The 19,371-nt window shown below is 61.0% G+C and carries 13 protein-coding genes; 2 read left to right on the top strand and 11 right to left on the bottom strand.

Going from position 1 to position 19,371, the window contains the following annotated elements:
- Nucleotides 1–62: 62 nt before the first annotated feature.
- The 7 genes from ACW9HX_RS01495 to ACW9HX_RS01525 all read right to left on the bottom strand — a co-directional run bounded on the left by ACW9HX_RS01495 (nucleotide 63) and on the right by ACW9HX_RS01525 (nucleotide 12,695).
- The gene (locus ACW9HX_RS01495; RefSeq protein ID WP_457379204.1) at nucleotides 63–2,144 is read right to left on the bottom strand and encodes a putative bifunctional diguanylate cyclase/phosphodiesterase; all 2,082 of its coding nucleotides are present in this window, start codon (nucleotides 2,142–2,144) and stop codon (nucleotides 63–65) included.
- 307 nt (nucleotides 2,145–2,451) lie between these two features.
- Complete coding sequence (locus ACW9HX_RS01500) at nucleotides 2,452–3,921, bottom strand: efflux transporter outer membrane subunit (RefSeq protein WP_457379205.1); 1,470 nt, start codon at nucleotides 3,919–3,921, stop codon at nucleotides 2,452–2,454.
- Nucleotides 3,918–7,025, bottom strand: coding sequence for an efflux RND transporter permease subunit (locus ACW9HX_RS01505; RefSeq protein ID WP_457379206.1), 3,108 nt, complete (start codon nucleotides 7,023–7,025; stop codon nucleotides 3,918–3,920). The genes ACW9HX_RS01500 and ACW9HX_RS01505 overlap by 4 nt, the downstream gene beginning before the upstream one ends.
- Nucleotides 7,022–10,126, bottom strand: coding sequence for an MdtB/MuxB family multidrug efflux RND transporter permease subunit (locus ACW9HX_RS01510; RefSeq protein ID WP_457379207.1), 3,105 nt, complete (start codon nucleotides 10,124–10,126; stop codon nucleotides 7,022–7,024). Before ACW9HX_RS01510 ends, ACW9HX_RS01505 begins: the two co-directional genes overlap by 4 nt.
- A complete protein-coding gene (locus ACW9HX_RS01515) occupies nucleotides 10,123–11,415 on the bottom strand; it encodes an MdtA/MuxA family multidrug efflux RND transporter periplasmic adaptor subunit (RefSeq protein WP_457379208.1) in 1,293 nt (430 codons plus the stop codon). Before ACW9HX_RS01515 ends, ACW9HX_RS01510 begins: the two co-directional genes overlap by 4 nt.
- 203 nt (nucleotides 11,416–11,618) lie before the next feature.
- Complete coding sequence (tpx, locus tag ACW9HX_RS01520) at nucleotides 11,619–12,119, bottom strand: thiol peroxidase (RefSeq protein WP_085731150.1); 501 nt, start codon at nucleotides 12,117–12,119, stop codon at nucleotides 11,619–11,621.
- 132 nt (nucleotides 12,120–12,251) lie between these two features.
- Nucleotides 12,252–12,695 (bottom strand): polyketide cyclase, encoded by a 444-nt coding sequence (locus tag ACW9HX_RS01525; protein ID WP_457379209.1) that lies wholly within the window; start codon nucleotides 12,693–12,695, stop codon nucleotides 12,252–12,254.
- Between the two features lie 132 nt (nucleotides 12,696–12,827).
- On the opposite strand from ACW9HX_RS01525, the gene ACW9HX_RS01530 reads away from it, so the two are divergent.
- Together ACW9HX_RS01530 and ACW9HX_RS01535 are read left to right on the top strand one after the other, a co-directional pair.
- Entirely contained in the window at nucleotides 12,828–13,253 is a 426-nt protein-coding gene (locus tag ACW9HX_RS01530) for a YciI family protein (protein WP_096820252.1), read from the top strand.
- Nucleotides 13,254–13,559: 306 nt separating this feature from the next.
- Nucleotides 13,560–14,936, top strand: coding sequence for a DUF1254 domain-containing protein (locus ACW9HX_RS01535; protein ID WP_457379210.1), 1,377 nt, complete (start codon nucleotides 13,560–13,562; stop codon nucleotides 14,934–14,936).
- 189 nt (nucleotides 14,937–15,125) lie between these two features.
- Here ACW9HX_RS01535 and ACW9HX_RS01540 read toward each other — a convergent pair whose 3' ends face one another.
- From ACW9HX_RS01540 to ACW9HX_RS01555, 4 genes are all read right to left on the bottom strand, one after another.
- A complete protein-coding gene (locus ACW9HX_RS01540; protein WP_457379211.1) occupies nucleotides 15,126–15,797 on the bottom strand; it encodes a DUF3313 domain-containing protein in 672 nt (223 codons plus the stop codon).
- 209 nt (nucleotides 15,798–16,006) lie between these two features.
- Nucleotides 16,007–16,981 carry a hypothetical protein gene (locus tag ACW9HX_RS01545; RefSeq protein ID WP_457379212.1) on the bottom strand — a complete coding sequence of 325 codons (975 nt, stop codon included), beginning with the start codon at nucleotides 16,979–16,981 and terminating at the stop codon, nucleotides 16,007–16,009.
- Between the two features lie 140 nt (nucleotides 16,982–17,121).
- Nucleotides 17,122–17,601 carry a DUF934 domain-containing protein gene (locus tag ACW9HX_RS01550; RefSeq protein ID WP_457379213.1) on the bottom strand — a complete coding sequence of 160 codons (480 nt, stop codon included), beginning with the start codon at nucleotides 17,599–17,601 and terminating at the stop codon, nucleotides 17,122–17,124.
- The gene (locus ACW9HX_RS01555) at nucleotides 17,598–19,271 is read right to left on the bottom strand and encodes a nitrite/sulfite reductase (protein ID WP_457379214.1); all 1,674 of its coding nucleotides are present in this window, start codon (nucleotides 19,269–19,271) and stop codon (nucleotides 17,598–17,600) included. The genes ACW9HX_RS01550 and ACW9HX_RS01555 overlap by 4 nt, the downstream gene beginning before the upstream one ends.
- Between the last annotated feature and the right edge of the window lie 100 nt (nucleotides 19,272–19,371).

Raw genomic sequence — 19,371 nt, forward strand, 5'->3', positions numbered from 1 at the left:
CGTAACAGTCGGTGGGAAGAATAACCGCCATTGCGAGGTTTTGCATGGCCTGTGTCAGTCGTTCAGCTCACCGCCGCTTGCTTGCCGCGAACGATGTCCTGCAGAAAGCGATCGGCCGGCATCGGGTGGCCCAGCAGATAACCTTGCAGCGAGTCGCAGCCCAGTTGCGTCAGGAAGTCCTGCTGCACCCCGGTCTCCACGCCTTCGGCCACGATGCGCAGGCCCAGCGCCTGACCGAGCGCGACAATCGCCGACACAATCGCAGCGTCGTCGCTGTCATGCTCCAGGTCGCGGACAAAACCGCGGTCGATCTTCAGCTCGTTGGCCGGCAGGCGCTTGAGGTACATCAGGCTCGAATAGCCGGTGCCGAAATCGTCGATGGAGAGGTCGACGCCCATGTCGGACAGTTCCTGCAACACCGTCATGCTCGCGTCGGCATCGCTCATGGCGGTGGTTTCGGTGATTTCCAGGGTCAGGCTGTTGGCCGGCAAGTGGTGAGTGGCCAGGGCCTTGGCGACGCTTTGCACCAGACCGGTGTGGCAGAACTGCAACGCCGACAGGTTTACCGCGATCCGCCAGTCGGTGTAGCCCAGCACGTACCATTCGCGCATCTGCCGGCAGGCTTCGTTGAGTACCCATTCGCCGATCGGAATGATGAGTCCGGTCTTCTCGGCCAGGTCGATGAACTTGTCCGGCATCAGCATGCCGTGGAGCGGGTGCTCCCAGCGCAGCAGCGCCTCGGCACCGACCGGACGCCCATCGGCCGCGTGGAACTTGGGTTGGTAATGCAGGCTGAACTGGCTGTGCTCCAGCGCCGCACGCAGGTCCTGCAACAGTTGCAGTTGCTTGCGGGCGTTGCTGTTCATCGAGGCGTCGAAGAAGCTGTAGCCGTTTTTACCGCCACCCTTGGCGTGGTACATCGCGGCATCGGCGTTCATCAGCAGTTCCTGGGCGTTCTGGCCGTTGCCCGGGTACAGGGCGATGCCAACGCTGGCGGAAATCTGCAGGTCATGCTCGGCCACACGAAACGACTGCGCGATCAAGCCGACCTGACGCGCCGCCAGGCCCAACGCATCGTTGGGTTCGGTCAGGCGCACCAGCAAGACAAATTCATCGCCGCCGATCCGCGCCAGCGTGTCGAGACTGCGCAAATCTTCACGCAAACGCACCGCTACTTCGCGCAGCAACTGGTCGCCCATGTGGTGACCGAATGCGTCGTTGACCGGCTTGAAGCCATCCAGATCGATAAACATCAGCGCGAAACAGCCGCCCTGTTCGTTGACCTTTTTCATCGCCTGATTGATCCGGTCGTCCAGCAGCATCCGGTTCGGCAGGCCAGTCAGGGTGTCGTGCAGGGCCAATTGGGTGAGCTCGCGGTTGGCCACGGTCAACGAATGGGCCAGATCGGCAGTGCGCGCTTCGAGGCGGGCATCGAGAATCGAGGTCAGCAGTGCGATGCTCAGCACGGCGAGCGTGGTGATCAGCACCAGATTATCGAGGCCATTGCCGTTCAGACCGCTGATCGCTGCACCGCAGAAACTGCCGTCGGGAAACCGCGCCGCCGCCATGCCGGTGTAGTGCATGCCGACAATCGCGATGCCCATGACGATGGCCGCGCCGGCACGAAACAGGCGCACGTAGGGCGATTGCTGACGCAGACGGAAGGCAATCCACAACGCCGCTGCCGAAGCGCCAACAGCAATCAGCAGCGAAGCGCCAAACAAGGTCGGGTCGTAATCGATACCCGGCTGCATGCGCATCGCGGCCATGCCGGTGTAGTGCATGGCGCTGATGCCGGCGCCCATGATCAAGGCGCCAAAGGCCAGTTGCCAGGCCGGCAGTTTCGGCTGGCTGACCAGCCACAAGGCGAAGCCGCTGGACAGCACGGCGATCAGCAGCGAAAGCGCGGTGATCGGAATGTCATAACCCAGGCTGATCGGCAGTTTGAAGGCGAGCATGCCAATGAAGTGCATCGACCAGACGCCGATGCCCATGGCGAACGCGCCGCCGGCCGTCCACAAATGCACCGCGCGGCCCTTGGCGGTGGCGATACGCCCCGTAAGGTCGAGCGCGGTATAGGACGCGAGGATCGCCACACACAGCGAAATGAAAACCAGCGTGAAGGAATAACTACCGATGAGCATGAGAGTTCTCGTGACCACCCCACCGTACTGCTTCCGTTCTCAGCGGGGCCAAATGCGCCGATTGTACTGATTGCACAGAAGAACGCACTGACAAAGTAATCAAATGGCCATCAAGGCGATGAAACGCTTGTTTGATCACACTCGAAGGCTCTAGCTCGGTAGCCAAGACACAGGCCGTTCCCACGTCGAGGCGTCGAACCGTCCACGTGGGAATTGCTCTACGGACGCTCCGCGTTCGGCTTTGGATGGGACGCGGCGCGTCCCGGGCTGCGTTCCCACGCAGAGCGTGGGAACGATCAAGCCTGTCTCACGGATTCTGGCTGGTTTCCAGTTGCCCATCCCAGCCACCGCCCAGCGCCGCGATCAATTGCACGCTGGCAATCAGTCGACTCTGCAGGATGTTGAGCACGGTCCGCTCGTTGCTCAACGCCGTGGCTTGCACCACCACCACGTCGATGTAGGCAATCAGCCCGGCCTTGTACTGGTTTTGCGTCAGGCGCAAGGAATCGCGCGCGGCGTCGAGCGCTTCCTGACGCACCGCCGCCTCGTCCTCGTACACCTTCAACTGCACCAGATAGTTTTCCACCTCACGGAAGCCGTCGAGCACGGTCTGCCGGTATTTGGCCACAGTCTCGTCGTACTTCGCTTCGGTACGGTCGACTTCCGCCGAGCGTCGGCCGCCGTCGAACAGCGGCAGGCTCATTTTCGGGCCCACCGACCAAAAACGGTTCGGCAGGCTGATCAGGTTCTGCGAGGTGCTGCTGCTATAGCCGCCACTCAGACTCAGGCTGAAGTCCGGGTAATAGGCGGCTTTGGCCACACCGATGTTGGCGTTGGCCGCGATCACCGAGCGTTCCGCCGAAGCGATGTCCGGACGACGCTCCAACAATTGCGAGGGCAGGCTCAGGGGAATCTGCGGCAGCTTCGGAATGTCCTGGGTTTCGGCCAGTTTGAATTGTGCTGGTGGCTGGCCGATGAGTACCGCAATGGCGTTTTCGAATTGCGCCCGCTGCCAGATCAAGTCCACCAGATCGCCCTGGGTGGATTTGAGTTGTGTCTGCGCCTGGGCTACCGCGTCACGCCCGGAAACCCCGGCGTTGTACTGGTTCTGGGTCATTTTCAGCGAACGTTCGTAGGCTTCCACCGTCGACTCGAGCAAACGCTTCTGCTGATCGATCACGCGCAATTGCAGATAGTTCTGCACCAGTTCCGACTGCTGGCTCAGGCGCATCGCCGCCAGGTCGGCGAAGCTGGCCTGGGCGCTGGCTTCATTGGCTTCCAGCCCACGGCGCAACTTGCCCCAGACATCGGCTTCCCAACTGACACCCAGTTGTGCGTTGTAGGTGTCACGAATACCGCTGGAAGAACTGCTCAGGCTCGAACTGCTGCTGCCGGTGCCCTGGCTGGAGCGGGTCTTGCCCGCGCTCAGGTCGATGCTCGGGTAAAAAGCGCCGCGTGCATCGCGCACCAACGCCTGGGCCTGACGATATTGCGCCTCGGACTGGGCGACGGTCTGGTTGGAACTGTTGAGTTTTTCGACCAGCTCATTGAGCTGACGGTCGCCGTACAGTTCCCACCAGGCGCCACGGGCCAGGGAGTCGGAGGGACTGGCCTGGCGCCAGCCTTCGGCCTCTTTGTACTGGGCGATTTCGGCGGTTTGCGGGCGCTGGTAATCCGGGCCGACAGCGCACGCACTGAGCATCGCCACGCACAATGACAGGCTCAGCAAACGCGAGCCGCGAACACTGGCCAGTTGGATAAGTGAACGGTCATTCATAGCGGAGTTTCCAGAGCGGCATCGGTACGTACGCCACGCCACTTGTTGAAGCGGTGGCGGGCCTTGTCGAGATAGAGGTAAACCACAGGCGTGGTGTAAAGGGTCAGCACCTGGCTGAAGATCAGCCCGCCGATGATCGTCAGGCCCAGCGGCTGGCGCATTTCCGCGCCTTCGGCCCGGCTGAGCAACAACGGCAAGGCGCCGAGAATCGCCGCCAGCGTGGTCATCAGAATCGGTCGCAGACGTTGCAGACAGGCACTGCGGATCGATTCCAGCGGCGCCATGCCTTGGTGACGCTCCAATTGCAGCGCCAGGTCAATCATCAGAATCGCGTTCTTCTTCACCACACCGATCAACAGGAACAGCCCGAGCAACGAGATCAGGCTGAACTCGCCGCCCAGCACATAGATCGACAGCAACGCACCGACCCCGGCCGACGGCAGTGTCGACAGAATCGTCAGCGGATGAATGTAGCTTTCATACAGTACGCCCAGCACCAGATACACCGCCAGCAATGCACCAAGGATCATGAACGGCTGACTCTTCTGGGTTGCCGCGAAGGCGTCGGCGGTGCCGGCCATTTTCGCGATCACGTCCTCCGGCAGGCCGACTTTGGCGATGGCCCGCTCGATGGCGGCACTGCCCTGCTCCACTGTCACGCCTTCGGCCATGTCGAACGCGATGCTTTCGGAGGCGAACTGGCCTTCGTGGCTGACCCGGTCGTCTTCCAGGCTGTTTTCGTAGTGGGCGATGGTCGACAGCGGAATACGCGCGCCATCGGCGGTGATTACCTGCACCTGATTGAGGGTGACCGGATCCTGGGCATATTTCGGATTGACCTCCATCACCACCTGATACTGGTTGAGGCTGTCGTAGATCGTGGAGATCTGCCGCTGGCTGTAGGCGTTGTTCAGCACTGCAGTGACCATGTTCATGTCCACGCCCAGGCGTTTGGCCTGGTCGCGATCGACGATCAGTGTCACCTGCTGCGCACCGCGCCCCTCACGGGCGTCGATGGCGGTCAGCTCCGGCAAGGCGCGCAATGCGGTGACCACTTTCGGGTACCACTCGCGCAAAGCGCCCAGATCACCGCTCTGCAAAATGTAACTGTACTGCGACGTTGTCTGCTCGCGGCCGCCGCCAAATTGCAGGTCCTGGTCGGCCATCAGCATCAATTGCGCGCCGGGCACCTTGGGCATTTCCTTGCGCAGACGCTCGATGACTTTCTGCGCCGAAAGGTTGCGTTCCTTGATCGGCTTCAGGCGCACCAGCATGAAGGCGTTGTTGGTGCCGTTGTTGCCACCGATGAACCCGGCGACACTCTCGACCGCTTCGTCCTTGAGCACGGCGCGGCGGAAGGTCTCCATTTTTGGTTGCATCACGCTGAACGACAGACCGTCGTCACCGCGCACGAAACCGATCAACTGGCCAGTGTCCTGCTGCGGCAGGAACGTCTTTGGCACCACCACGTACAGCGCGACGTTCACGCCGACCGTGATGATCAGGCTCAACAGTGTCAGGCGCCGGTGACGCAACACCCAGTCGAGGCTGGTGGCGTACTTGCCGACCATCCAGTCGTTGGTGCGACGGCTCCAGCGTTGCAGACGGTTTTCCTGGCCCGGCGTGTGCGGCTTGAGCCAGCGGGCGCAGAGCATTGGTGTCAGGGTCAGGGAAACCACCAGCGACACCACAATGGCAGCGGCCAGGGTGATGGAAAACTCGCGGAACAGACTTTCGATGATCCCGCCCATGAACAGGATCGACAGAAATACCGCCACCAGCGACACGTTCATCGACAGCAAGGTGAACCCGACTTCCTTGGCCCCGAGGTACGCGGCCTTCATCGGCTTGACGCCTTCGTCGATGTGCCGGGAAATGTTCTCCAGCACCACGATGGCGTCGTCCACCACCAGTCCGGTGGCGAGAATCAGCGCCATCAGCGACAGGTTGTTCAGCGAGAATCCATAGAGGTACATCACCGCAAAGGTGCCGACCAGCGACACTGGCACCGCCAGGGTTGGAATCAGGGATGCGCGGAAGTTGCCGAGGAACAGAAACACCACCAGGATCACCAGCGCCACGGCAATCAGCAGGGTCATTTCGGCTTCGTGCAGCGTGGCCTTGATCACCGGCGAACGATCCATCGCCAGATTCAGCTTCACACTGGCTGGCAGCACCGCCTGCAACGCCGGCAACTGCGCCTTGATCTCGTTGACCGTCTCGATGATGTTGGCACCGGCCTGGCGGTTGATCACCAGCAGCACCGCCGCGTCGTCGTTGAAGAAACCGCTGTTGTAGCGGTCTTCCACGCCGTCGGTAACCTTGGCCACGTCCTTCAGACGCAGTGCGGCACCGCCGTTGTAGTGGATGATCAGCGATTCGTAGTCCTTGGCTTTCTCCAACTGGTCGTTGGCCTGGATTTGCCACAAGCGCTGATCATCCTCGACCGAGCCCTTCGGCCGACGCACGTTGGCGCCAGCGATGGTCTTGCGTACATCGTCCAGCGCCACGCCGTACTGGTTCAGGGCCTGGGGTTCGAGTTCGATGCGCACCGCCGGCAAGGAGCTGCCGCCAATCTGCACTTCGCCGACACCCTGCACCTGGGACAGACTCTGGGAGAGGATGGTCGAAGCCAGATCGTAGAGCTGGCCTTTTTCCAGCACATCCGACGTCAGCGACAACACCATGATCGGCGCCTGCGACGGGTTGACCTTCTTGTAGGTCGGCATGCTGCGCATCCCGCTCGGCAGCAGGTTGCGCGAGGCGTTGATCGCCGCTTGAACTTCCCGCGCCGCACCGTTGATGTCGCGGTCGAGATCGAATTGCAGAATGACCCGGGTCGAACCCTGGCTGGAGCGGCTGCTCATGGTGTTGACGCCGGCGATGGCGCCGAACGAGCGTTCCAGCGGCGTGGCCACGGTGGATGCCATGACTTCCGGGCTCGCGCCGGGCAGGCTTGCCTGGACCACGATCACCGGGAAGTCCATTTGTGGCAGTGGCGACACCGGCAGCAAACCGAAGCTGACGCCCCCCAGCAGCATGATCGCCAGGCTCAGGAGCATGGTCGCCACCGGGCGCTTGATGAAAGGACCGGACAGGTTCATGGCTGTTCTACCGGCTCCACCGCCGACGGTGCACGGCCCCAGCGTCGACCGAGGCGGTCGAAATACAGGTAGATCACCGGCGTGGTGAACAGCGTCAGAATCTGGCTAACCAGCAAGCCGCCGACCATCACCAGACCCAACGGCTGACGCAATTCAGCGCCGGAGCCGGTGGCCAGCATCAGCGGCACCGCACCGAACAAGGCTGCGAGGGTCGTCATCAGGATCGGCCGGAAACGCAACAGCGCCGCCTGGTAGATCGCCTGCTCCGGCGCCATGCCCTGGGTCCGTTCGGCGTCGAGAGCGAAGTCGATCATCATGATCGCGTTCTTCTTGACGATACCGATCAGCAGGATGATGCCGATGATCGCGATCATGCCCAGGTCATTGCCGCTGAGCAGCAACGCCAGCAAGGCGCCGACCGCCGCCGACGGCAGGGTCGACAGAATGGTGATCGGGTGAATGTAGCTCTCGTAGAGCACGCCCAGCACGATGTACATGGTCACCACCGCCGCCAGAATCAGCAGCAAGGTGCTCGACAGCGAGGCCTGGAACGCTTCGGCCGCGCCCTGGAACTGAGTCTGCACACCAATCGGCATGCCGATGTCCTTCTGCACCTGCTCGATGATATCCACCGCATGCCCCAGCGCCACGCCATGGGCAAGGTTGAACGACATCATCACCGCCGGGAACTGGCCGATGTGGGTGATCGCCAGTTGCGCCTGCCGCTCCTCGACATGGGCCAGGCTCGACAACCGCACTTGGCCGCCATCGGTGGTCTTGACGTGAATCTGATCCAGCGCCTGCGGACCGATCTTCTCCCCGGCCTGAGCCTGCAGCACCACGCGGTACTGGCTGGCCTGGGTGTAAATGGTCGAAATCTGCCGCTGGCCGAAGGCGTCGTACAGCGCATCGGTGATGTTCGCCACCGACACGCCGAGGCGTGAAGCCGCGTCACGGTCGATCACCAGGAACACCTGCAAACCCTTGTCCTGCAAGTCGCTGGCGACGTCGGTCAGCTCAGGACGCTGGGCCAGTGCCTCGACCAGACGGCCGCTCCACAGGCTGAGCAGTTCGGAATCCGGCGAGGACATGCTGAACTGGTACTGGGTGCGGCTGACACGGTCTTCGATGGTCAGGTCCTGCACCGGCTGCATGAACAGGCGGATGCCCACCAGTTTGTCCAGTTGCGGTTGCAGGCGAGCAATCACTTGTGCGGCAGTCAGGTCGCGCTGAGCGTGGGGCTTGAGGTTGATCAGCAGACGACCGCTGTTGAGCGTGGCGTTGTCACCGTCGACGCCAATGTAGGAAGACAGGCTTTCAACGGCCGGATCTTCCAGAATCACCTTGGCCAACGCCTGCTGACGCTCGCCCATGGCGGCAAAGGAAATCGACTGCGGCGCTTCGGAAATGCCCTGGATCACCCCGGTGTCCTGCACCGGGAAGAAGCCCTTGGGCACGACCATGTAGAGGAACACGGTCAACGCCAGGGTGCCGATGGCCACCAGCAGCGTCAGCGGCTGGTGCTTGAGCACCCACTGCAACTTGCGTCCGTAAGCGGCGATCATCCAGTCGATGAACGCACCGCTGGCACGGTAGAAACGGCCCTGTTCTTGCGGCTCTGGCTCACGCTTGAGCAACCGGGCACACATCATTGGTGTCAGGGTCAGCGAGACGACAAGGGAAATCAGGATCGCCACCGCCAGGGTGATGGCGAACTCGCGGAACAGCCGCCCTACCACATCAGCCATGAACAGCAGCGGAATCAGTACCGCAATCAGCGACAGGGTCAGGGAAATCAGGGTGAAGCCGATCTGCTTCGCGCCCTTGAGCGCGGCCTGCATCGGGCTGTCGCCTTCCTCGATGAAGCGGGCGATGTTCTCCAGCATCACGATCGCATCGTCGACCACAAAACCGGTGGCGATGGTCAGGGCCATCAAGGTCAGGTTGTTGACCGAGAACCCGGCCAGGTACATCACGCCGAACGTACCGATCAGCGACAGCGGCACGGCCACCGACGGAATGAGGGTGGCACTGGCACGCCGCAGGAACAGGAACGTCACCATCACCACCAGCGCGATGGCGATCAGCAGTTCGTGCTGCACGTCGGTGACGGAGGCACGGATGGTCTGGGTGCGGTCGGTCAGCACAGTTACTTCGAGACCGGCCGGCAGGTTGTCGGTGATGCTCGGCAGCAGCGCCTTGATCCGGTCGACCACTTCGATCACGTTGGCGCCCGGCTGACGCTGAATGTTCAGCAACACGGCCTGATTCTGGTTGGCCCACGCGGCCAGACGCTCGTTCTCGGCGCCATCGACGATCTGCGCAACATCCTTGAGTCGCAGGGGCGCGCCGTTCTTGTAGGCCAGGATCAGGTTCGCGTAGTCCTTGGGCGACGTCAGCTGGTCGTTGGCATCGAGCATCGACACCCGGGTCGGGCCGTCGAAGTTACCTTTGGGCTGATTGACGTTGGACGCACTGATCAGCGTGCGCACGTCCGACAGGTTCAGGCCGTTGGCGGCGAGCGCCTCCGGGTTGACCTTGATCCGCACCGCCTGACGCTGGCCGCCGGCGATGCTGACCATGCCGACGCCGCTGATCTGGGCGATCTTCTGCGCCATGCGCGTGTCGACCAGATCGTTGAGCTTGGGCAGCAGCATGGTTTTCGAGGTGATGGCCAGGGTCAGTACCGGGGTGTCCGCCGGGTTGACCTTGTTGTACACCGGCGGCGCCGGCAAATCGGTCGGCAGCAGATTGGTCGCGGCATTGATCGCGGCCTGCACCTGCTGTTCGGCGACGTCCATGTTGATGTCGAGGCTGAAACGCAGGGTCAGCACCGACGCACCGCCGGAACTGGTCGAGGCCATTTGCGTCAGGCCCGGCATCTGCCCGAACTGGCGCTCAAGCGGCGCAGTGACAGCGCTGGTCATCACGTCCGGACTGGCGCCCGGGTACAACGTCATGACCCGGATGGTCGGGTAATCGACCTGCGGCAGAGCCGAAACCGGCAGCAGGCGATAGGCGATCAGGCCGGCCAGCACGATGGCCAACATGCTCAGCGTGGTGGCGACCGGGCGGAGGATGAACAGACGCGAAATGTTCATGCGCCCTTCTTGGCCTTGTCGGTGACGGTGGCGGCCGATTTGCCTTGCAGGTGTTCGGTCGGGGTGGCCGGCACATCCTGAGTGTCGTTGACCACTTCCACTTCACTGCCTTCCTTCAAACGGTCGGTGCCTTCCAGCACCACACGGTCGCCGGCGGCCAGGCCTTCGGTAATCACGGTGTTCTGGCCGTCGCTGGCGCCGATCTTCAACTGGCGGATAGTGACTTTCTTGTCGCCGTCCAGCGCATAGACGAAGGTGCCGTTGGTGCCGAACTGGATTGCCGCCGACGGCGCCAGCACCACGCCCTTCAGGGTGTCGGCCAGCAGGTGGACGTTGACGAACTGGTTGGGGAACAGCGACTGGTCACGGTTTTCGTAGCGCGCCTTGAATTTCAGGGTGCCGGTGGTCACGTCGATCTGGTTGTCGAGGCTTTGCAGCACACCGGTGGCTTGGATCCTGGTGTCGCCACGGTCCCACGCTTCGGCCGGCAGTTTGGCGCCGCTGTGGTAGCGGGCGAGCACAGTGTCGAGGGTATTTTCCGGCAGTGTGAAGACCACGCTGATCGGTTGGGTCTGGGTGATGACGGCAAGGAACGTGGTGTCATTCGCCGCCACCAGGTTGCCGACGTCGAGTTGACGCAGGCCGACGCGACCGGCAATCGGTGCGCGGATCTTGGTGAATTCGAGGTTGAGCTTGGCGTCGTTGACTGCCGCCTGATTGGTCTTCACGGTGCCGAGGTACTGGCCGACCAGCGCTTCGGCGGTGTCCAGGGTCTGCTTGGCAATGCTGTCTTCCTTGTACAGGCCGCGATAGCGCTCGACATCGACCTGGGCGTTTTTCAGCTGTGCCTGGTTCTGCAGCAAAGTGCCTTCAGCCTGGAGCAAGGCGTTCTGGTACGGACGCGGATCGATTTCCGCCAGCAGGTCGCCGGCCTTGACCATCTGCCCTTCCTCGAAATAGATCTTCACCAGTTCGCCACCGACCCGGCTACGCACGTTGATGGTATTCAGCGCCGTCACGGTACCCAGGGCCTTGTAGTACAGCGGGAAGTCACCGGTCACCGCGGGCGCCACGCGCACCGGGATCGGACCTGCCGCACCGCCGAAGCCCGGACGCATCATCCCCGAACGACCGGTGTGACCGGCCGCGGCTTTCTCGCCGCCCTCCTTGTGGGTCGATCCGGCGGGCCAGAATTTCCAGCACAGACCGGCGATGACCAGCAGGACAAGCAGGCTCAGCAGCCAGCGACGAGAGTTTCGGGAAGACGATTGCATGGAGTGATTAACCATTGGGCGCGTGGGCTTCTTTTACTGGAGGCTGAACGATAAGCACTGGTGGGGGTAAAGCAAAGCAGCTTTACCGGCAATTTACCTTCAACTTACGTTTCAAGGTGTGAGCCAAAACACTGATACACAAATGAAAACGGCCTGGACAGGGCCAGGCCGTTAACAATTGTAAATGCGCTGATTTCAGCGCATTTACTTGAGCACACTTATTTCAATACAGCGAGGGCCGCATCGTAGTTCGGCTCTTCAGCGATTTCCTTGACCAGTTCGCTGTGCAGGACGTTGTCGTTTTCGTCCAGAACAACCACTGCGCGGGCAGTCAGGCCTTTCAGCGGGCCGTCAGCGATGGCCACACCGTAGTTCTGGATGAACTCGGCGCCACGCAGGGTCGACAGGTTCTGAACGTTTTCCAGGCCTTCGGCGCCGCAGAAGCGGGCCTGGGCGAACGGCAGGTCAGCCGAGATGCACAGCACCACGGTGTTGGCCAGTTCGTTGGCCTGAGCGTTGAACTTGCGTACCGAAGTAGCGCAGGTCGGAGTGTCGACGCTTGGGAAGATGTTCAGCACTTTGCGCTTGCCGGCGAAGTCTTTCAGGGTGACGTCGGACAGATTGCCGGCTACCAGGGAAAAGGCTGGCGCCTTGGAACCGGCTTGTGGCAGCTGGCCGTTGACTTGAACCGGGTTGCCTTTGAGAGTGACTTGAGCCATGAACGGAGTCCTTCTTAACGTTGTTGGGAAAGCATGCAAGAGGCGGAAGTTAACCACGAAATTGTCCGACGACCTATGCCTCAACCGAAATTGTCATGTGCTGGCACACAACATTGGATACAACCTTGAGCACTACCCAAGCAATTGCAGCATATTGCGATGCCGGGCCTGGAATATCCGCCGCATGTAACCATTCACCAGCAATCGCTCGCTGAACGCCCCGCCAATCGCCGAATACGTCACACGGTCGGTGTACAGCGTACCGCCCTCACCCGCCGCCACCCGATGTTCGTGACGAAAGGCACGCAGCGGTCCCTTGAGCATTTCATCGACGAAATGCGTGTCGCCGACTTCGCGGATCGTCACCGTCCAGTTCGACGGAATCAGGTTGAACATCCAGTGCCGGAAGCGGAATTGCCGCCCGGCTTCGATACGCAAGTTGTTCAGGTCGATATCCCCCAGCGGGGTGACGCGTTCGGGGAAGATCTTCGGGAAATTGATGCCCTCCAGACAGAAGTCGAGCACCTCGCTCGGGGTGCGATCGGGAATCAGGGTGGTGAGTTCCAGTGTGGGCATGGCGGACACATTCCGTATGGAGGCGATGCTTGTTAAAACGCGAGTCTGCATCTTTTATTTAACGACCTGTCGATTCAAGCCCCCGCCATTCGACGAAGCATTGAATCCCTCACTTTCCAGCGGAGAAACACCATGCGCTTCATGATCATTGTCAAAGCCAGCCAGGACTCCGAAGCCGGCGTGATGCCCAGCGAACAGCTGCTGACCGACATGGGCAACTACAACGAGGAACTGGCCAAGGCCGGCATTCTGGTGTCCGCCGATGGTCTGCACCCCAGCAGCAAAGGCGCGCGGGTGCGTTTCAGCGGCGAAAAACGCAGCGTGATCGACGGCCCTTTCGCAGAAACCAAGGAGCTGATCGCCGGTTACTGGATCTGGGACGTGAAGTCGAAGGAAGAAGCCATCGAGTGGGTCAAGCGCTGCCCTAATCCCATGCCGGGCACCGAGGCTGAAATCGAGATTCGCCAGGTATTCAGCCCCGAAGACTTTGGTGCCGAGTTCACCCCGGAACTGCGCGAGCAGGAAGAACGGGTACGCGAACAGGCGAAAAAGCATTGAAATTGCACGGGGTTCACGCCAGTGCACAAACTGGCGTGATCCTGCGCACAAAACCAAAGAATTAATCCCTCTGACTGGCTAACCCCCGATTAGCTGCTAGTTTCAACAGACATGTCCTACAGGCTTGAAAAGAAAAGGATTACGCCTTAACGGCCGCAAAGTGCCGAGTCGTCCACTGAGCCACCAGGGAATTGGGGAATCATGTCGAATAAAACGGGAATTCACGCCTTTTCGTCGGCGCGCTCGCTGACGTCCGTTATCTGTAACCGGTCGAAGACAGCCCTCAAGATAGCTGCATACAGCGTCATGGCTACGTTCGTCAGCTGTGGCGTCGGCGCTCAGGAATTCACCGCCAGTCCCGATGAAGCCCGGGCCATCGCCAAGGAAGCCTATCTGTACGGTTTCCCGGTGGTCGAGATGTACAAGACCCTGTACACCCAGGCCATCGATACCAAGAGTCCGAACTACAAAGCGCCGCTGAACCAGATCGGCAACACCGCCAAAGCCTTCACCGCAAAAGACACTGCGTTCGTCACCCCGAACGCCGATACGCCTTACTCGTTCGTCTGGATGGACCTGCGCACCGAACCCCTGATCCTCACTCTGCCGCCCATCGAAGAGCACCGTTATTACTCGGTGCAACTGATCGACGCCTACACGCAGAACTTCGCTTACCTCGGCACCCGCAGCACCGGAAACAACGGCGGTCATTTCATGATTGCAGGGCCGGAATGGCAGGGTCAGCAGCCGCTGAATATCGACCGGTTGCTGCGCAGCGAAAGCAACATCACCTACGCGCTCTACCGCACGCAACTGTTCGACGACAAGGACCTGGCCAAGGTCAAGCAGATCCAGAAAGGCTACAAGGTCGAACCGTTGAGCCATTACGTCAAACAGAAAGCGCCGGCGCCAGCGCCGAAAATCAGCTGGCCGAAACCGACTCCAACCATGAGCGAAACCCCGGATCTGTTCCGCTACCTGAACTTCATGCTGGCCTTCACCCCGCCACAGGATGTCGAGAAAGACCTGCTGGCGCGCTTCGCCAAAATCGGTATCGGCGCGGGCCGGCCATTCGACCTCAAGGCCCTCAGTGCCGAGCAGCGCAAGGCGCTTGAGGACGGGATTGCTGACGCGAAAGCCGAGTTCGCCGCGTTCCAGAAAGACAAGGTCGATACTCACCAAGTGACCAGCGGTGATTTCTTCGGCACCCGCGATCACCTCAAGGGCAACTATCTGTACCGCTACGCCGGTGCGAGAGTCGGAATCTTCGGCAATTCCGCCGAAGAGGCCAATTACATCGGTTACTTCCTCGACAAGGACGGGCAGCCGGCCGACGCCTCGAAACACGACTACACCCTGCATTTCGACAAGGGCACCCTGCCCCCAGCGGATGCGTTCTGGTCGCTGACGATGTACGACGGCAAGAGCAAATTGCTGGTGGCCAACCCGCTCAACCGCTACCTGATCAACTCGCGGATGCTGCCGGACCTGAAGCTCGATACCGACGGCGGCCTGACCCTTTACGTGCAGCACAAGAATCCGGGGAAAGACCGACAGGCCAATTGGCTGCCGGCCCCGAACGGCCCATTTTACGGAATCTTGCGTCTGTATCTGCCAAGGCCGGAGGTGGCCAGCGGGGAATGGAAAATGCCGTTACTCAACCCGGTGGACTCGAAACGATAAACGGTATCCGTGATGATCAAGCCTTGTGTTGTGCGTCCATTCGTCGTACGCAACGGTCTACGATGCTACCGGTGGGTTCACGCAGCGGCTGCAGGCGCACCGGCAAAGGCTGATGCCGTTTTACCGCGCGAGCCTGCATGTCTATGACGACGAGCGTCTGCTGACGACGATCCCATCAGCAGCACTGCATCATTTGGATTTCATCTTCAGATACGACTGATGCAAGTCCGACGCCCATCCATCGATCACCGCTTTAACGTCATCGGCTTTCATCACCTGGGAGTCGTTCTGCAGCGGCTTGCCGGTGCCTTTGCGCACGACCTGCGCCACTACCTTGTTATTGCCACCATCGAGAAAAACCGCTTCGGTGGCCAGGGTAGTTTCCTGATCGCGAATGCCGCTTGCGGTACTGACCGCTGCGGCCACCAGGGCAATCGGGACCACTTCATAGGCATGCAGGCCTTCGGTCTTGCTGCTGACCGCTGTGATCGCCGCACGCACCACAATCACGCCCGGGCCGGGGCCATTGGCCAACGGCAGGGATTTACCCACCTCACGCTTGAGTGCCTGATCATAGTAGGCGGTGATTCCGTTGAGGGTCTGCTGCGGAATTTTCACGGTCGGCTGAGGCTTGGGATACAGCTGAGTCGGTTCGATATAGACGCTGGTGAACTTGTTGATATCGAGCTTGGGATCGACCCAGCGCATCACCTCGGCGCCGGAGGGTGATTTGGCCTCTTTGAGTTGGCTGTAGTCCTTGAGGAAGCCTGAATACTCATCCGGAGCGACGGTTTTGCTGGAGCAGCCCGCTACGCCAAGCGTGGCAATACACAGGGTGCTCATCATTACGGCTAGCTTCATGCTGTAACTCCTGTCAGAAGGCCTGATTTGTTACATCGGGGAGTTACAGGTATAGCTAAAACCTCAGGCTTTGCGCTCGCCCGTTACGATATTCGTATTGCATCGCAAGGTGGCTCCATAGAGCTCGGCAAACGGTTTGTGGCAGGGCTGGCGAGAAATGAATCCCGACGCCCTGCCAGAAGTGCGGCAACACCCGACTCAGATCGGGTTCACCAGGTCGAACTCTCTCCACTGCGCAACGCAATCTCCCGCCGGCTGTTGAGCCGCATCGCCTTGATCAGCGACACCGTGCCTACCAGCAGCAGAGCCGCGCCAAACAGGAAGTCGATGTTGTACAGCTGGAAATCCTGCACCGGCCCCACCAGCACCGTGCGCACCACGCCGATCCCCACCAGCGTGGCGAGGAAGTCGATCCCCGGCTCATCACGGTAGAACACCAGCAGCAACGGCAGGCACAACACCAGCAGCATCAGCAGCACCACGACCTTGAACGCGCCTTTGCGCTCGACGCTGAACGCGCATTCGTGGTGGCCGTAGGCTTTGTAGTCCTCGTCGCGGACCATCACGTTTTTCTCGTTGATGTAGTCGGCGCGGTTGTACTTCTGGATCGGCGTGAAGGTGTTGGACATCTCCATCAGCGTGGTGATGTTCTTGAAGCGCAGGTCGACGCGCTCGTTGCCCTTGAGGTAATACAGGACTGGCTTGTAGCCGTAGCGGTAAGTGTCGAAAGGAAACTCGGTGACCCGGCCCTGAACGCCGATCGGGCGCGATTCGAGCTGGGCGAAGGCACTCTTGTCGGTCGAGGCGAGGTTGCGGCTCAGCGGCAGGACTTTGACTTGTTCCAGGAAGATCGGCGTGACGCCGTAGGACCACTGCAACGGTTCCAGGCGCAGACGCAATTCGTTGCGGCCCAGGTCATAGCGGTTGAAGGTTCGTTCAGACACCACCACCGCGCCGCTGAGCATGAACTCGCCGCGCAGGTTGTTGGTGATGCGCAAGGTCAATTGATCCTTGCCCAGCAGCGCCGCATCCGAGGACGGCGGCGTGCCGCACCACGCGGTGCTTTCGCCGACACCGCCGAGCTGACCGCCGCGGCTTTCGTTGAATACGTAGATGTAACCGGCCCACAGCGTCAGCATCAAAAGCAACGCGGTGAGGCCCAGAATCTTTTTGCCCGGACCCACTGATCAGACTCCCTTCTTCGTTCCGTCGTCCAGCCGAAAACCCGCTGGCGACGGGGACTCTACCAAAAGGCCAGCATCGACCCAAGGAAAAATCCCCGATTTGTAAGGGTTCTAAGGGTTTCCCCTGTGCGAGCCTCGTCTCAACGACGACGAAACAACGGCCGCGGCTCAATCACCGAGCGCCCATACAACACGCTCATCCCCGCCAGCCCCTTGAGCGCATCCTCGGCGGATTTGTCCTCGCGCACCGCGAAGCTGTCGAAACCGCACTGGCGCATGTGGCTCAGTTGATCGCGTAACACATCGCCAATCGCCCGCAACTCTCCTTTCCAGCCGAAACGGCTACGCAACAGATAGGCCTGGCTGTAGGCGCGACCGTCACGAAAGCTCGGGAAGTCGAGAGCGATCAGCGGCAGCGACGCCAGCCACGGCAGCAGGCTTTCGACACCGTCGTCCGGGCCCAGCCAGACCGCATGGGTCGAGGGCGACTCGAGCCAATGGGCCAGCGGCAGAATCAACATTTCAGCCGCGTCATCCGTTTCAGGCGAGCGGATCAGCGTCCACGGATCGTCCATTACAATCCGCGCTCCGCCCTCCTCCATCCGCAACAGATTATTCATGCCGACACCTCCAGCGTTTTCGGGTAGACCCGTTCCTTGAACGGCTCCAGGCCGATGCGCGCCACGGTGTCGACAAACAGTTCTTCGGCCTCGCGATAGCGCACGAAGGTGCCGATGATCCGCTCGATGACCTGCGGCACTTCAGCAGCGCTGAACGACGGGCCGATGACTTTGCCCAGTGCGCTGTTCTTGCCCTGCGCTCCGCCGAGGGTGATCTGGTACCACTCGCTGCCGTTTTTATCGACACCGAGAATCCCGATGTTGCCGATGTGGTGATGGCCGCAGGCGTTCATGCAGCCGGAGATGTTCAGGCTGATGTCACCCAGATCGTGCAGGTAATCAAGGTTGTCGAAACGCGCCTGAATCGCCTGGGCAATCGGGATCGACTTGGCGTTGGCCAGCGCACAGAAATCACCGCCGGGGCAGGCAATGATGTCGGTCAGCAGACCGACGTTGGCGGCGCCCAATCCCTGCTCTTTGGCCAGTTGCCACAGTGCATACAGCTCGGACTTGGGCACATCCGGCAGGACGACGTTCTGTTCATGGGCGATACGGATTTCACCGAAGCCGAAGCGCTCGGACCAGTCGGCCACCGCCAGCATCTGCAAACCGGTGACGTCCCCCGGTGGCGAGGCCAGGCCCGGTTTGGTCGACAGCACCACGCTGGTGTAGCCCGGCACTTTATGCGGTTGCACATTGCGCGCAACCCAGCGAGCGAACGCCGGGTTTTCCGCCAGGTGCGTGCCGTAATCCAGATCGGTGCCCGCCAGCGTGCGGTAGCTCGGCGGCACAAAGGCGTCGGCAACCCGCTGGTATTCAGCCTCGGTCAGTTGCGCCGGACCGTCCTTGAGATGTTGCCATTCCTCTTCGACTTCCTTGGAGAACGCCTCGATGCCCAGCGCCTTGACCAGAATCTTGATCCGCGCCTTGTACTTGTTGTCGCGCCGGCCGTGGCGGTTGTAGACCCGCAACACCGCCTCGACGTAAGACAGCAAATGCTGCCACGGCAAACCATCGCGGATCTGCAGACCGAGAATCGGCGTGCGCCCCAGACCTCCACCGACGATCACCCGCAGCAGCATCTGCCCGTCGCGACCGGGGTAAAGGTAGAGGCCGATGTCGTGCATCATGATCGCCGCGCGGTCCTGCTTCGCCGAGCAGATGGCGATCTTGAACTTGCGCGGCAGGAACAGGAATTCCGGGTTGATCGTCGACCATTGCCGCAGGATCTCCGCCAGCGGACGCGGGTCGATCAGCTCGTCTGCCGCGACCCCGGCGAAGGCTTCGGTGGTGATGTTGCGCACACAGTTGCCCGAGGTCTGGATCGCATGCATGTTGACCTGCGCCAGGCGTTCGAGAATGTCCGGCACCTCGTGCAGTTCGATCCAGTTGAACTGCATGTTCTGTCGCGTGGTGAAATGGCCGTAGCCACGGTCGTAGTCACTGGCAATGCTCGCCAGCGTGCGCATCTGCCCGGCGCTCAACGTGCCGTAGGGAATCGCCACCCGCAGCATGTACGCGTGTTTTTGCATGTACAGGCCGTTTTGCAGGCGCAGCGGCAGGAACTCCTCTTCACTCAACTCACCGGCCATGAAGCGCTCGACCTGATCGCGAAACTGCGCAACGCGCTCGAACACCAGCGCCCGGTCGTAATCATCGTACTGGTACATGCAACTGCCACCTCATCAGGGTTAAACGCAAATTCAAAACTGTGGGAGCGGGCTTGCTCGCGAATGCGGTGTGTCAGGCAACTGACTTGTTGGCTGACAC

This window comes from Pseudomonas sp. SDO52101_S400, from assembly GCF_054071635.1.